General features: G+C 69.9%; 16 protein-coding genes and 2 pseudogenes. 11 read left to right on the forward strand and 7 right to left on the reverse strand.

Annotated elements, in window-relative coordinates; translation table 11 throughout:
- Nucleotides 1-161 precede the first annotated feature (161 nt).
- Together AC6EXY_RS19475 and AC6EXY_RS19480 are read left to right on the forward strand one after the other, a co-directional pair.
- Nucleotides 162-851, forward strand: coding sequence for a TetR family transcriptional regulator (locus tag AC6EXY_RS19475; protein ID WP_101830235.1), 690 nt, complete (start codon nt 162-164; stop codon nt 849-851).
- 18 nt (nt 852-869) lie between these two features.
- A complete protein-coding gene (locus AC6EXY_RS19480) occupies nt 870-1,352 on the forward strand; it encodes a hypothetical protein (protein WP_165818224.1) in 483 nt (160 codons plus the stop codon).
- On the opposite strand, the gene AC6EXY_RS19485 is transcribed toward AC6EXY_RS19480, so the two are convergent.
- The gene (locus AC6EXY_RS19485) at nt 1,337-1,567 is read right to left on the reverse strand and encodes a hypothetical protein (protein WP_133150561.1); all 231 of its coding nucleotides are present in this window, start codon (nt 1,565-1,567) and stop codon (nt 1,337-1,339) included. The genes AC6EXY_RS19480 and AC6EXY_RS19485 overlap by 16 nt on opposite strands.
- A gap of 383 nt (nt 1,568-1,950) precedes the next feature.
- On the opposite strand from AC6EXY_RS19485, the gene AC6EXY_RS19490 reads away from it, so the two are divergent.
- On the forward strand, nt 1,951-2,217 hold the full coding sequence (locus tag AC6EXY_RS19490) for a type II toxin-antitoxin system Phd/YefM family antitoxin (RefSeq protein ID WP_243407172.1): 267 nt from the start codon (nt 1,951-1,953) through the stop codon (nt 2,215-2,217).
- Nucleotides 2,214-2,597 carry a type II toxin-antitoxin system VapC family toxin gene (locus AC6EXY_RS19495; protein ID WP_101830238.1) on the forward strand — a complete coding sequence of 128 codons (384 nt, stop codon included), beginning with the start codon at nt 2,214-2,216 and terminating at the stop codon, nt 2,595-2,597. Before AC6EXY_RS19490 ends, AC6EXY_RS19495 begins: the two co-directional genes overlap by 4 nt.
- Nucleotides 2,598-2,752: 155 nt before the next feature.
- On the opposite strand, the gene AC6EXY_RS19500 is transcribed toward AC6EXY_RS19495, so the two are convergent.
- Both AC6EXY_RS19500 and AC6EXY_RS19505 read right to left on the reverse strand, forming a co-directional pair.
- Entirely contained in the window at nt 2,753-3,571 is an 819-nt protein-coding gene (locus AC6EXY_RS19500; protein ID WP_499817735.1) for a patatin-like phospholipase family protein, read from the reverse strand.
- Between the two features lie 152 nt (nt 3,572-3,723).
- Entirely contained in the window at nt 3,724-4,557 is an 834-nt protein-coding gene (locus AC6EXY_RS19505) for a nuclear transport factor 2 family protein (RefSeq protein WP_101830240.1), read from the reverse strand.
- 128 nt (nt 4,558-4,685) lie between these two features.
- Here AC6EXY_RS19505 and AC6EXY_RS19510 point away from each other — a divergent pair, with 128 nt between their 5' ends.
- The gene (locus AC6EXY_RS19510) at nt 4,686-5,225 is read left to right on the forward strand and encodes a TetR/AcrR family transcriptional regulator (protein ID WP_101830241.1); all 540 of its coding nucleotides are present in this window, start codon (nt 4,686-4,688) and stop codon (nt 5,223-5,225) included.
- 92 nt (nt 5,226-5,317) lie between these two features.
- Here the strand turns inward: AC6EXY_RS19510 and AC6EXY_RS19515 are convergent, their stop codons facing one another.
- On the reverse strand, nt 5,318-5,791 hold the full coding sequence (locus tag AC6EXY_RS19515) for a hypothetical protein (protein WP_101830242.1): 474 nt from the start codon (nt 5,789-5,791) through the stop codon (nt 5,318-5,320).
- An 89-nt stretch (nt 5,792-5,880) separates the two neighbouring features.
- Nucleotides 5,881-6,879, reverse strand: coding sequence for a helix-turn-helix transcriptional regulator (locus AC6EXY_RS19520; protein WP_101830255.1), 999 nt, complete (start codon nt 6,877-6,879; stop codon nt 5,881-5,883).
- 101 nt (nt 6,880-6,980) lie between these two features.
- Between AC6EXY_RS19520 and AC6EXY_RS19525 the strand changes: the two genes are divergently transcribed.
- Nucleotides 6,981-7,553, forward strand: coding sequence for a DinB family protein (locus AC6EXY_RS19525; protein WP_499817734.1), 573 nt, complete (start codon nt 6,981-6,983; stop codon nt 7,551-7,553).
- Between the two features lie 123 nt (nt 7,554-7,676).
- Here AC6EXY_RS19525 and AC6EXY_RS19530 read toward each other — a convergent pair.
- Nucleotides 7,677-7,826: pseudogene (locus tag AC6EXY_RS19530) on the reverse strand (TIGR03620 family F420-dependent LLM class oxidoreductase); the annotation flags it as partial.
- 158 nt (nt 7,827-7,984) lie between these two features.
- Here AC6EXY_RS19530 and AC6EXY_RS19535 point away from each other — a divergent pair.
- From AC6EXY_RS19535 to bla, 4 genes and pseudogenes are all read left to right on the forward strand, one after another.
- A pseudogene (locus AC6EXY_RS19535) lies at nt 7,985-8,128 on the forward strand (TetR/AcrR family transcriptional regulator); the annotation flags it as partial.
- A 297-nt stretch (nt 8,129-8,425) separates the two neighbouring features.
- A complete protein-coding gene (locus AC6EXY_RS19540; RefSeq protein WP_341477184.1) occupies nt 8,426-8,602 on the forward strand; it encodes a response regulator transcription factor in 177 nt (58 codons plus the stop codon).
- A 271-nt stretch (nt 8,603-8,873) separates the two neighbouring features.
- Entirely contained in the window at nt 8,874-9,989 is a 1,116-nt protein-coding gene (locus tag AC6EXY_RS19545) for a hypothetical protein (protein ID WP_499817733.1), read from the forward strand.
- 201 nt (nt 9,990-10,190) lie between these two features.
- On the forward strand, nt 10,191-11,024 hold the full coding sequence (gene bla / locus AC6EXY_RS19550; protein WP_499817732.1) for a class A beta-lactamase: 834 nt from the start codon (nt 10,191-10,193) through the stop codon (nt 11,022-11,024).
- A gap of 168 nt (nt 11,025-11,192) precedes the next feature.
- Here bla and AC6EXY_RS19555 read toward each other — a convergent pair whose 3' ends face one another.
- Nucleotides 11,193-12,194, reverse strand: coding sequence for an AraC family transcriptional regulator (locus AC6EXY_RS19555; RefSeq protein WP_101830257.1), 1,002 nt, complete (start codon nt 12,192-12,194; stop codon nt 11,193-11,195).
- A 67-nt stretch (nt 12,195-12,261) separates the two neighbouring features.
- Here AC6EXY_RS19555 and AC6EXY_RS19560 point away from each other — a divergent pair, with 67 nt between their 5' ends.
- Complete coding sequence (locus AC6EXY_RS19560) at nt 12,262-13,191, forward strand: NAD(P)H-binding protein (RefSeq protein WP_101830245.1); 930 nt, start codon at nt 12,262-12,264, stop codon at nt 13,189-13,191.
- The last annotated feature ends 15 nt before the right edge of the window (nt 13,192-13,206 follow it).

Below are 13,206 nucleotides of genomic sequence, written 5' to 3' on the forward strand. Positions count from 1 at the left end.
GCACCAGACGACATGGAAGCCGAGATCATAGACCCCACCCGCCCCTCCGGTCACCTGCCGCACCACACCGGCGACTATACCAGCGCGGTCCATCTAACCATCGCGGTCCATACCGGATTCCCCTGCCGCCCAAAGGCAGCAGTCCCCTCCGGAGGTATTTGATGGGACCGCTACGAGGTGAGGGACTGTCACGGCAGCGGATCCTCGACGCCGCGATCGAACTCGCTGAGGCCGAGGGGCTCGCGGGGCTGTCGATGCGCCGGCTTGCCGCCCGGCTCGGCGTGGAGGCGATGTCGCTCTACAACCACGTGGCCAACAAGGGGGACATCCTTGACGGCCTGGCAAGCCGGGTCTTCGAGTCGATCGCGCTGCCGGATCCAGGCCTGCCGTGGGACGAGCGGATCCGCCTGCTCACCGCCGCCGCCTACGAGGCGTTCGGCGCGCATCCCGTCGTCGTGCGCGCCCTGGCGTCCGAGCAGGCCAACCCACGGTCGCTGGGGTCATTGCGGGTGATCGACGCGATGCTCGGCGCGCTTCTGGATGCCGGCCTCACCGAGCAGGAGGCCGTGCGCCGGTACCGGGGGCTACTCGGCCTCGTGTTCGGATCCGTCCTGGTCGACTCGACGGACCCGGGTGCCTCCAGCGAACGATCCGAGCCGATCACCGACTGGTTCACCCGGCATGTCACCGCCGATGCCCTGCCGAATCTGCACCGGACGCTGCCAGCGCTCATCAACATAGGTTGCCGGGTCGAGTTCGCCCACGAGCTCGACCTCCTCATCGAGGGTCTGCGAGCCGCAGCGACCTCCGCCGCGCGCGGGCGAGCGTCCGGTCCCCTCCAGATCGGATAGCGCGGTCGGCATACCGCCATGGTGATCGCCGCGTGGCTGGCTGTCTGCTGTCACGTCGCCGCGCCGGGTGATCACGTCACCGCACACGCTATTCCGTTCGTGTCGTTAGCAGCGCACCACCGCAGCTGGTACCCCGCCTGCCTGCACAAGGCGGGTGATGTCCTCGGGGTCGCTGGTCAGGATGCGGTCACCCGGACGGGCGAGCAGGGCCACCGTCGCGTCAACCACATCAGACGTACCGGCTCGGCCAAGCAGCACACCGGCCTCGCGGCCGGTCCGTTCATCAACGGCACACACCTCCACTGCGCGGAGGAGGCGGGCCAGCGCGGCCTGCCGCCCGGCGCGATCCCGCCAGACCTGGGCGACGACGACGGCGTTGCTCCGCAGGCCGATGTCCCGCTGCTGCGCGATCCGGAGTCGGGCCACCATCTCCCGATCGCCGCGCTCGACAGCCAGAAACGCGCCCGCGTCGAGAACGAGGGCGCTCACGCCGCCGGCTGATCCGCGCGCAGGCCCAGCTCCCGCTCGGCCCGCGCCAGTTCCTCCGGCGTCAACGCCGGGTTCGCCGTCTCCCACGAGTCGAGGAACTCCGCGAGGGCATCGGCTCGAAGCTTCGCGGCAGCCGCGACCGCGAGCCAGGCCGACAGCCCGACGCCAGCGCGCCGAGCGGCGTCCCGAACCGCGTCACCCAGCTCGCCGTCGAACGAGACGCTCATCTTGTCGACCTTCACCACGCCAGAATACCGGAGTAGTAACTACCGTGGTATGTCGTCTCGCCGTGGCTCGTGGACGGTGCCGGCTGCGCTCGGCCGCCACCGACACCCTGCTCGGAGGCACACCGCCGCGCCCCACGCCGAGCCGCCATTCCCTGTTTGTCCGATTTGCCGGTCCTACGCGCGTGACCGGCACGGCCTCCAGCCAGGTGTTCACGACGCTGCCCGATGTGCCGCACCGACGCACGGGCTGGTGGCGTCGGGCTGGAGGCCACCGTCCGCCCACTCAGTCACGAACTCGCGATATCGGGGACGGGCCGAACGCATCGAGCACCGCGACCGCGGACCAAGTCCTTCACGGCTCGGAGCGGCAGCATTCATAGCACATGTGCTACGTTGAGGAGGTGAACGAGATAGGACTTCGTGAGGTGCGGCAGAACGCCAGCGAGCTGGTGCGGCGCGCCGAGGCCGGCGAACGGATGACGATCACCGTTTCCGGCCGGCCGGCGGCACTCCTTGGCCCGGTGGCCCCGCGCGCGTGGCGGCGTTGGGACGACCTCGCGGATCTTTTCACCCTCCCCACCGACGCGGACTGGCCCGCGGATCGTGATCTCGTCGACGGTGCCGTCTCGGACCCCTGGGAGGGTCGATGAGTCGCGGCGTCCTCGACACCAGCGTGCTGGTCGCCACCGACGTGGCGCCGATCCCCGGCGAACTCGCGGTCAGTGTCATCAGCATCGCCGAACTCCAGTTCGGCGTCCTTGTCGCGAAGACCTCCGAGGCCCGCGCGAACCGACTGGCCCGCCTCAGCGCACTGCAACGACGGTTCGACCCGCTACCTGTCGACGACGCCGTCGCCGACAGTTATGGACGACTCGCCGCCCGCGTCGTCGAAGTCGGACGCCAGCCGCGCGCCCGAACAATGGACCTGCTGATCGCGGCGACCGCGCACGCCCACGAAGCCAGCATCTACACCCGCAACGCCGCCGGCCTCACCGGCCTCGAAGACCTCATCGACATCATAACGATCTAGACAGTCGGGCCGCGCTGCGCGGCCCCGGGACGCCCTGGGCATGCACCGATACCGTCTAACCGTCATGAGCTGTGATCACAACGAGGGCATCCGGTTGCGTGGCCGGCTCACTCTCAGCCGTGCGCGACACCGCTCGCCGCGCGGCTAGCAGCGATCTACACGGTCAGCCGGATGCGGGTGACGGCGTCGGGAGCCTGGTTCATACCGGCCTGGTAGGCGGGCTGCCAGCGGGTCCGGTCACCCAGGTCGGGGCCAAAGGCGTTCTGCGCCGCCTCGTCAGGGACAACCCGCGCGGCGAGGGCGGCGCCGTCCGGCACCGCGGAGGAACCGAACCAGTGCGCCAGCGGTTCGATGATCACGATCGCGTCGGCGGCGGCGAGGTGGACGTGGGAACCGCCGCCCAGAGCGCCGTCGATATACCGGCGGCCGCCGATCGTGACCGGTGGGTAGGCGGCTGGCATGGCGCAGCTCGCCGCGACGGCTACGGGCAACGGAACCCCGCTGGTGTGGTCCCAGACGACGGGCTGACCGGTCTCCAGATCCACGGCGGTGATCAGCAGCCGCCGTTGCGGCCAGCCAACTGGGCCGATCAGGGATCTCATGCTGGCGACGTGCACGTCCTCGGGAACGGTCGGGGCGGTGAGCGCGATTCGGCCCACTCGGCTGCGGGCTTCGGCCGGGTCGAGCCCACGATCGCCGAGGGTGGTAAACACCTCGGCGATCAGCCGGGGGTCCGGGCTCGGTTGCGAGCCGGGCAGTCCGGACGGGCCGAACGGGGTCGCGAGGCGGTGGGGGTCGCCGCCGGTGGCCAGAATCGCCCCGGCGATCGCACCCGCCGAGGTCCCCACGATCAGATCGGCGTCGGCAAGGTCCACACCGTTGCGGCGCAGCCCGGCTGCCAACCCGAGCAGCCAGGCCGTGCCGACGAGCCCGCCAGGACCCAGGACAACCGCGGTGCCACCGGAGAAGGTCATGCCCGCCAGTGTCGAACCTCAAGAGCCGTTGAGGTCAACCTCAGCTCGGCCCGTGGTCGGCAACGAAGATCGATGCCGGTGCCGATCACCGAATGCAGGCGGCGTAAGCCGATCCTTCATATCCGTGCCGGCCGTCCGGTCCCGACGCAGGGTCATGGCACGACGGGACCGGTACGAGCGCCCCATAGTTCCGCGATCCGTCCGTCAGCGACGCGGATGATCTCGATGAGTTCTCCGGTCTTGTCGGTCAGCAGGGACCGGATCACCGCGCGGTCGTCCTCGGCGATCAGGCCAACAACCTTCGTGCGCAGCTCCGGTGCGGCTGCGCGCATGGCGAGCCACCGTTCCTTGACCATGCCGGGCCCGCGGGACTGGAGCGGGTGGCTGTAGAAGTCGGCGGCGAAGATCTCGTCGACCGCCGGTAGGTCGAGCGCGTTGAACGCCGCATGCATGCGAAGCGCGAGGCCCCGGCTCAACTGGGCCTTCGTCGGCCTGACGGGCGCGGGACCGGCATCGTCAAGGAGCGCCCGCGCCAAAGGCTCGAGCCGGCCGAATGCTCGGGCGAAGCCGACGTGGTCACCATAGTCGCGGGATTCGACGATCTGTCCGTCACGGACCCGGACCACGAACACGCACGGCACAGCGAACTCGCCCCGGTCAGCCGTCCCGACGTAGGCGAACTCCGCTACGACCACCTCGGGATCTGCCGTCTGATGCACGACCATGTCCGTAGGTGCGAACGACCAGACGCCGGCTGCTCGCTCGGCTGACCCTGCGAAGTGCTGGCGCAACTCGGCGCGAGTGCGCAGCGGTTGATCACCAGACGGCGCGAACGGGTGCCGGACGTCCGTCCGTTCCCCGTACAGGCCGGCGAGCGCGTCGAGTTGGCGCTCCCGTTCGTCCGGCGCGAGGTCACCGGAAACCAGCCGACTCACGCCGGCGGTGACCAGGCGAACGATGTCGGCTGGTGCAGGCCTCGGTACCATCGAACCTCCAAAACGAAGTCGTGACTCCGCTACCTTAGCGAAGCCTAGACTCCGCTACAGGACGGGTGGCCTGACAAGGACGGGTGGCCCTGACAGGACGGGCGGCCGTTACAGGAGGTAGGTGAGTCGTGCGGAGGAACGCCGTCGCCAACCGGGAGCGCATCCTGGCCGCCGCCGAAGCGGTGTTCGGCGAGCACGGCGCGGCCGGCTCCACCGAGGACGTCGCGCGCCGCGCCGAGGTCGGCATCGCGACCGTGTTCCGCCACTTTCCGACGAAGGCCGCGCTGGTGGAGGCAGCCCTGATCCGCCACTTTGACCTGCTCAACGAGCGGGCATCCACCCTGGCTGACCGAGCCGACTCCGGACAGGCGTTCCGAGACCTGCTGCGAACCATGGTCGAGGGCGGATCGACGAAACTAACCCTCGCGTCCCAGATGCCGGACGGACAGTTCCCGCCGAGTGTCCGCCAGTCGGCGGACAAGCTACGCGCGACCGTCGAGGATCTCCTGGACCGCGCGGCGCGGTCAGGGGCGATCCGCAGGGACGTCGGGGCCGACGAGGTCTATCTCCTGGTCCGAGGACTAGCCCAGGCAGCCGCCACCACTCCGACGACACCGCAGACCATAAGCAGAGCAATCGATGTGGTGATCGCGGGGCTGAGCGCATAATGGCCCGCGTCTTCGCTCATTGCGAAGCGCAATTACCGCGTCACCATCACTATTTCGTCCTACCGCACCCCGCCTACCAGCGCCAGTGCCGCCTACGCGAGACGGTCGGCGAGTCGGCCGAACGGGCAGGGTTCAACACCGCGGCCCTCCCATCGTGGCGTCCCGTCGGGGCCGAGCCGAGGCTCGAGAACGACCGTCCGCCCGTCGACGGCCACCTCGGGCCAGGTGGTGTTGAGCTCATCCATGACGTGGTCCTGGAGCGTTGAGGCGATCTCGACGGTGAGCTCCTCCGGGTCACCCGCGGGCCAGTCGAGGGTCATCAGCCTGGTGGGCACCCGACCCTCGGGAAACCAGTCGGGCGCCTTCATGGCCACCTTCAACAGCAGCCGGTGGGCGGTGGGGTCGGAGGGGATGGCCCAGGTCTGGATGTCCGGGATGAGCGCCGCGAGGTCGCCGGGCCGCGCCGGGTCGAAGTCGATCAGCCGCACATCGAAGTCCGCCACAGGCGTGCCAGCGAAGTCGGCCAGGATGACGGGCAGCCAATCAGCTACCGAGGACTTCGCCATACGGTGATCGTCGCCAGTCCTCCGCGCCGGGTCAACGCCCGCGAGCCGGCCAGAGCGAGGCAGCAGCATCCCCGCGGCGCCCGGCGCCGTCAGCCGGCGGCGGCGCGGGCGTAACGGCGGGCCAGGGCGGCGAAGGCGTCCGTGAGCTCGGGCGGCCCGACCACCTGGATGTCGGCGTCGAACCGGCCGACGGCGGCGGCCAGGCTGGGCCACGACCAGGAGCCGACGACGAGCCGGCAGCGGTTCGGGCCGAGCTCCTCGACGATCCCGTCCTGGGAGTACTGGGACACGAAGGCGGCGGGCAGCTCGACGATCATCTCGCCCCGGCATGGCCAACGCTCCGGGCCGAACGGGCCCTGGAATCGAGCGGCGACGTAAGCCGTGACGTCCCCGCCAGGCAGCTGCCGTGGGGTGAACCGTGGCCCGGTCGACGTGCGTGGGCTGATCCGGTCGGCGCGGAAGGTGCGCCAGTCGTCGCGGTCCAGGTCCCAGGCGACGAGATACCAAAGTCCGCGCCAGGTGACAAGATGATGTGGCTGCACCCGTCGCGGTGGGACGACGTCGGCCGATTCCGATTCCGATTCCGACTCCGACCGTGCCGGCACGGCGTAGTCGAAGCGCAGCTCCTCCCGGGCATGGACGGCGGCGCCGAGCGTCACCAGCACGGTCGGCTCGACTCGCGGATTCGGCCGGGCTCCGCCGCGTTCGACGGCGGTGATTCGCAGCGCGTCGACCCGGTGGCGCAGCCGTGCCGGCATGACCTGCCGGACGGTGCTGAGCGCGCGGGCCGCCGCCTCCTCGATGCCGGCACCGGACGTGGCGGCGAGCTGGAGCGCGACGGCCAGGGCGACGGCCTGTTCGTCGTCGAACAGCAGCGGAGGTAGTTCCGCCCCGGCGTCCAGTCGGTAGCCGCCGGCGGGGCCCTTGCTGGCTCGGATCGGATAGCCCAGCTCACGAAGGCGGTCGACGTCGCGGCGCACCGTACGCGGGCTGACCTCGAGCCGCGCGGCCAGCAGCGCCCCCGGCCAGTCCGGACGCGCCTGCAACAACGAGAGCAGGGCGAGCAGGCGCCCGGACGTCGTCGACATGCCCATGAGATTGCCCGGAGAAGCGGACCGAAACTGACCGCTTCTCCGCCGACAGTGGTGTCAGAGCCGACAACGGCGACCACTTGGAAGGGACGATCACCATGACGACCACACCCGCCACTGTCCTCGACGCCGAGCGCGCCGATCTGCTGGCCGAGCTCGCCGTGGCACGAACCAATCTACTCAACACGGCCCGCGGGATCAGTGACGAGCAGGCCGGCGAGCACCCGACGGTCAGTGCCCTGTGTCTGGGAGGACTGATCAAGCATGTCGCCGCCGGCGAGGAGGGCTGGATGCGCTTCGTCCTCGAGGGGCCGTCGGCGATGGACTACACGCTGCCGGACGGCGTCGCCTGGGAGGATTTCATGACCGGCACCGCGCGGGAGTACCCGGCGTGGGCCCTGCGGCGCCAGAACGACTTCCAGATGCAGCCGGGCGAGACTCTGGCCGGAGTGATCGCGGACTACACGAGGATCGCCGCACGGACCGACGAGATCGTCACGACCACTCCCGATCTGTCGGCGACCCAGCCGCTGCCGGCGGCGCCGTGGCACGAGCCGGGCACGCGCCACAGCGTCCGCCGTGTTTTGATCCACATCATCGCCGAGATCAATCAGCATGCCGGCCACGCCGACATCCTTCGCGAGACGATGGACGGCCAGACCGCGACCTGAGCTGTCACTCGCCACCGACCCCCAACGACATGACAGTACCGATCGGGCCCATGATGCTGCGGGTCAGACCTGTGTTCCCGGTCGCCGTTTCGGTGCGCTCCGGGCGCGGTTCACGGGTGTGGCCTACGCTCCGGGCGCGACACCGCGCACAACCGGGGCGAGTTCACGCCATTCACGGACCGGAAGCGCGGCGGGGTCCGCGGTGAGGACCTGGACGCAGACGTGATCCGCGCCCGCATCCAGGTGTTGCCGTACTCGGTCCTGAATCACGTCGAACGCCATCGTCCAGACGCCGACGTTGCCGAGCGTGTGCCGCAGATCCTGTTCCACCGCAATCCCCCATCCTTAACCGGACAGCCTATCCGTTTCCGCTGCGCTACATTACGGACATCCTGTCCGGTTGGCCGCGGCGGGTGGAGGGAGGAGCCACGATGGGGGCTGGGCGAACTTCCCCGGAGCGCCCCCTCCGCGCCGACGCCCGACGCAATCGGGACCACCTGCTCGCCGTCGCGCGAGAGGCGTTCGAGGAAGCCGGACCCGAGGCGTCCCTGGTGGAGATCGCTCGTCGGGCCGGCCACGCGGGTCATCGCGGCCGATAGCGGCACGGCCGCTCCGCGCGTCCTGGTAGTGACGACCTTTGACCAGGACGAGCACGTCTTCGCGGCTCTACGCGGTGGTGCCAGCGGCTTCGTGCTCAAGGACACCCGGCCGGAGGACCTTCTCGAGGCAGTCAGGATCGTGGCCCGGGGGGACGCCCTGCTGGCGCCCGCTGTCACCCGGCGGCTCATCGCCGAGTTCGGGCGCCAGCCGCGCCCCGCGATCTCCCAGATGGACTGCGCGCCTCGCTCACCGAACGCGAGCTGGAAGTCCTCATCCAGGTCGCTTCGGGACGGTCCAACACCGAGATCGCCGCTGCCCTGTTCGTCAGCCTGGCTACCGTCAAGACGCACGTCAGTCGCCTGCTGACCAAACTGGGTGCCCGGGACAGGGCGCAACTCGTTGTCGTCGCCTACGAGACGGGCACCGTGGTTCCCGGTCACCAGGCGTAGGACCCATTGGCGCGCATGTCGGCGACGGCGCCCAAGGTCGTTCGCCAGCAGATCGGCCGCCTCGGGGACAATGTCAGCCGCCGCCCTCGGATGCGCGACCCGCACGTCATTCGCTACGTGGGGCATCTACCAGAAGCCGACGTTCGGCGTCGGCAACCGCAACATCGTCCTGCAGGCCACCACGGCTCAGCAGGCATTCGCACGTCGTCACGCCGCGCTATGAGTGCTTGTACTCATGACTACCCGGGAGTCACGGGATGTACTCGACCGCATGGAGGGCATATGCGCAGGTATCGCACCGCTGACCATGGCGGTGGCCCTGACGGCGTGTGGGCTGCTCGCCGGATGCGGCCGCGGCCCGGACACGAGCGTCACCCCGCTGCCGCCGAGGGTGTCCGCGCCGGCCACCCTCGCGGCTGACGCCACGGTCCCGTGGGTGGACGAGCGGGCGGGTGACTCGGAGTTCACCCGGCCGGCCCACCCCCGCCGGACGATCACGACGGACCATCGCTGCCAGGCCTCCGACCTTGCCGCCGTCCTGCCCGCCTGGCAGGACCGGACCCCACACTTGGACCCGAGCGCCGAGGACCAGGAGTCGCGCGCCATCCGACGGGCCGGTCCACACGGCCTGATGGGCATGGTCGAGGCCACGAACGTCTCCACGCGGCCCTGCACGCTGTCCGGGCGTAGCAACGCCGAACTGCTGGTCGACGACCAGCCGGCCCGGGTCGAGATGAGTAACAACATCAACGAGCAGGGTGAACGACAGATCACCCAGGTCAATCCGGGCGAGCGCGCGGGACTGCGCCTCGACTGGTCGGTCCCCTACTGCGGCTCACGGGGGCGGCAGACCCTACGGCTGGCCCTGCCGCACGGCGGCGGAATCCTGACGGCTCCCGTCACCCGGGCCACCACGCCGCAGTGTTCCTCCAGCGAGATCCACCCCGGACTGCGCACCTTCCTGTCGGTCGGAGCATGGGATGAGCTCAATCCGGTCACCGCGCCCCACTACGCGCTCGCCGGGCTGACCGCGGCCCTGGTGAGTCCCGCCGCGATGACGGCTCCGGTCGACGCGACGATCGACTACGTGATCCGGCTGACGAACCCGACCGGCGCACCGATGGACCTCGACGGCGTCGTCTACACCCAGGAACTGTTCTCCCTGGGGGACGCCACCCGGGAGGCGGTGAACACCACGTCCGCCTATCGCCTCAACACCCGGCCCGTGCCCGTTCTGAAAGCGAAGGCCAGCCAGGACTTCCGTTTCCGAGTCACCCTGCCCGCCGCCGTCACCCGGGGCCGCGACCTCAGCGTCTCCTGGCGGCTGGGCGGTCCCGAGGTGAAGCCCGCCGGGACAGCTGTGCCCCTCACCGTCACCGCCCGGTGAGCCCTCGCGGCACGGCATTGTCCGTTCAGCGGCCCGAAAGGCCTCCAGGACCCGGCCGTCGCCATCGTGATCCCATCCGCCAGGCAACGCAGAGAAGGTCCCGATCTTATGTCCCATCTGAAGAGAAGGCAGCTCCTGGCCGCGTCCTTCGCGAGCCTCGCGGGCCTCCTGGTAGACGCGTGTTCCACCGGTTCTGCCGGCGTGTCCTCGCCACGGCGTCCGGCGACGCCCACCCCGCGGGACGTCGCCGACGACGCGCCGCTGGTCGACCTGGAACGCCGCTACGGGGCGCGCCTGGGCGTCTTCGCGATCGATACCGCCTCCGGACGGTCGGTTCGCCATCGCGAGAACGAGTCCTTCGCGCTGTGCTCGACCTTCAAGACGTATGCGGTCGCTGCGGTGCTGCGAGCGCACCCGCTACGCGGCGGGGACCTGTCTCGCACCATCCACTTCTCCGCCGCCGACATCGTGGCGAACTCTCCGGTGACGAGCACCAGAGTTGCTACTGGAATGACCGTCACCGAACTTTGCGACGCAGCCATCACTCATAGCGACAACACTGCCGGCAACCAACTCCTGAAACTCCTCGGCGGTCCGGCCGCGATCACCCGGTTCGCCCGGTCGCTCGGCGATCAGTCCACGCGACTGGACCGATGGGAACCCGACCTGAACAGCGCGACGCGTGGTGACCCCCGCGACACCACGACACCGTTGGCCATTGCCACCGGATACCGGGCCCTCCTCCTCGGGGACGCCCTGCCGGCCCCGGAACGGGCACAGCTGAAGACCTGGTTGATCGCGAACACTACCGGCACGACCCGACTCCGCGCTGGCCTACCTTCGAGCTGGACGACGGGAGACAAGACCGGGGCCGGACGATTCGCCACCCTGAACGACGTCGCGATCACCTGGCCGGACGCCGGCGGGCCTTTGGTGATGGCGGTGCTGTCCGACAGGCCTGAGGAGACCGCCACCGCCGCCGATTCCCTGCTCGCCGAAACGGCCCGGGCCGTCGTCACCGCGTTGAAGGGCTGATCTCGAGGGGTCCTTTGTCAGGAGCTTTCGGCGCACTCGGACGAGCTGGATGCGTAAACGCCAAGAGATGCTCCGATGCCAGACGGGCGGCTTGACGGTCCGCCGACGACGGGGACGGAGATCAGACGGGCGACTCTCGCTGGCCCGATAGCTCTCCGGGCACCGCCGCTATCGCCCGGCCGGTCCTGGCGCCCTCTGAGCTGCGCGGTAGCGGCCGGGGGCGTCGCCAGTGATCCGCTTGAAGGCGCGGGCGAACGCGAATTCGGAGTCGTACCCGACGCGTCGCGCGACCTCACGCAGCGGCAGAGTCCGGTCGTCGCGGAGCAGCTGGGCGGCCGTGGTCATGCGCCACATGGTCACGTAGGCCATGGGGGACTGGCCGGTCAGGATGGTGAAGCGGCGCGCGAATGTCGCCCGCGGCACACGCACGGCGCGGGCCAGCATGTCCACGGTCCAAGGCCGACCCGGGCTGATGTGGATCATCGCCAACGCCTCGCCGACCGCCGGGTCATGGAGCGCGGCTGCCCAGCCGGCTTCGGCTTCGCCCCGGTCAGCGAGCCACGCGCGCAGGACGTAGACGAAGAGCAGGTCGATGAGGGATGCGATGACCGCCGCCGTCCCGGGGCCGGCTCGCTCTGACTCGGCGGAAAGCAGGTCGACCGCGGCGGGGAGGCCGGTTCCCCGTGCCCGCCCGGCGGTTATGTGCAGCATCGGCGGCAGCAGGGTGGTGAGCGGGTGGCGGAGGTCGGCCTCGAGCAGGTATCCACCGCAGAGCAGGCCGGTTACCGGGCCGTCGCCCGCGATCGCCAGGTCCCTGGGGGCCATTTCGCCCAGGGGTCCGCCGATCAGGTCTTCTATCGCGAGCGCGGGCCGCCCGGGGCTGTCGACGAGGCAGTGACCCAGTCCGGCCGGGACCAGAACCACATCGCCCCGGGCGAGGTGCACGGGCTCGCCGTCATCCGGCGTCAGCCAGCAGGCTCCGGCGGTGACGACGTGGACGCTGGCCAGCGCACCGGCCGGGATGCGGATGCCCCACGGCGCGCAGAACCGGTTCCGGGAGTACAGCGCGCTGCCGCGCCGGGTCGCGGCCACGACGTCGGCCGCGATGTCGGCGACCACGTCAGCCGAACGAGCACGCGTGTTGGGTGGCGCCAAAATCTGGGTGTCCATGCCCATAAGGATATCGAAGTGAGCTTCACAGATATTTTCTTGGCGTGATCTGTCATTGGATAACTCAATGACGAGCTATAGCGTGGCACGGACCCAGCGAGAACCGACCACGGAGGCTCATGTGGCCACGACTGTTCTGGTGACCGGAGGGACCGGGAAGACCGGCCGCCGCCTGATACCCATGCTGCGACGGCGTGGGAGTGCCGTGCGGGCGGCGAGCCGCACTCCCGCGCCGGCCCGCGGTGGCGTCGAGCCGGTGCGCTTCGACTGGTTCGACGAGAGCACCTATCGAGCGGCGCTGGCCGGTGTGCAGGCCGTCTACGTTGTCAGCCCTCACCTGACCGGCACCGTGGCTGACGCGTCGGCGCAGATGGAGAAGTTCGTCCACGCCGCGGCGGCCAGCGGCGTCCGGCGGCTGGTACACCTGTCCTCGTTCGGGGTGGACCAGGCGCCTCCCGACGATCCGCTGCGCCGTGCCGAATTGCTGGTGGAGGGTTCGGAGCTGCCCGCCACGATCTTGCGGCCCGCCGCGTTCATGCAGAACTTCTCGGAAAACCACTGGTCAGGGCTCGCCCGCTCGATCAGGGAACGGGGCGAGCTCGCCATGCCGTTCGGCGACTACCCCGTGAGTCATGTGTCGGCCCGCGACATCGCCGAAGTGGCCGCGGCGGCCTTGACCGAAGACGGTCACGAAGGCAAGGGCTACACCCTGACCGGGCCAGAAGCGATCACCTTCGCCGAGGCGGCCGCGCACATCTCAGCGGCCGCGGGCAGACACGTGCGCTACGTCGACCCCGGCCCGGACGCGATCCGCGACGCCCTGCTCGGCTCCGGGGCGCCGGCCGAATTCGCCGCGTACGTGAGCGAGACGTTCCGGTTCGCCATCACCTCCGGCGTCATGAAGGCGGTCACCGGCGACGTCAGCGCCGCAACCGGCCGGCCCGCGACGTCGTTCGCCGAGTTTGCGGCCGACGCGGCCGGCGCCTGGATTCCCTGAGCAGCACGCCCGTAC

The organism is Frankia sp. RB5 (genome assembly GCF_059816245.1).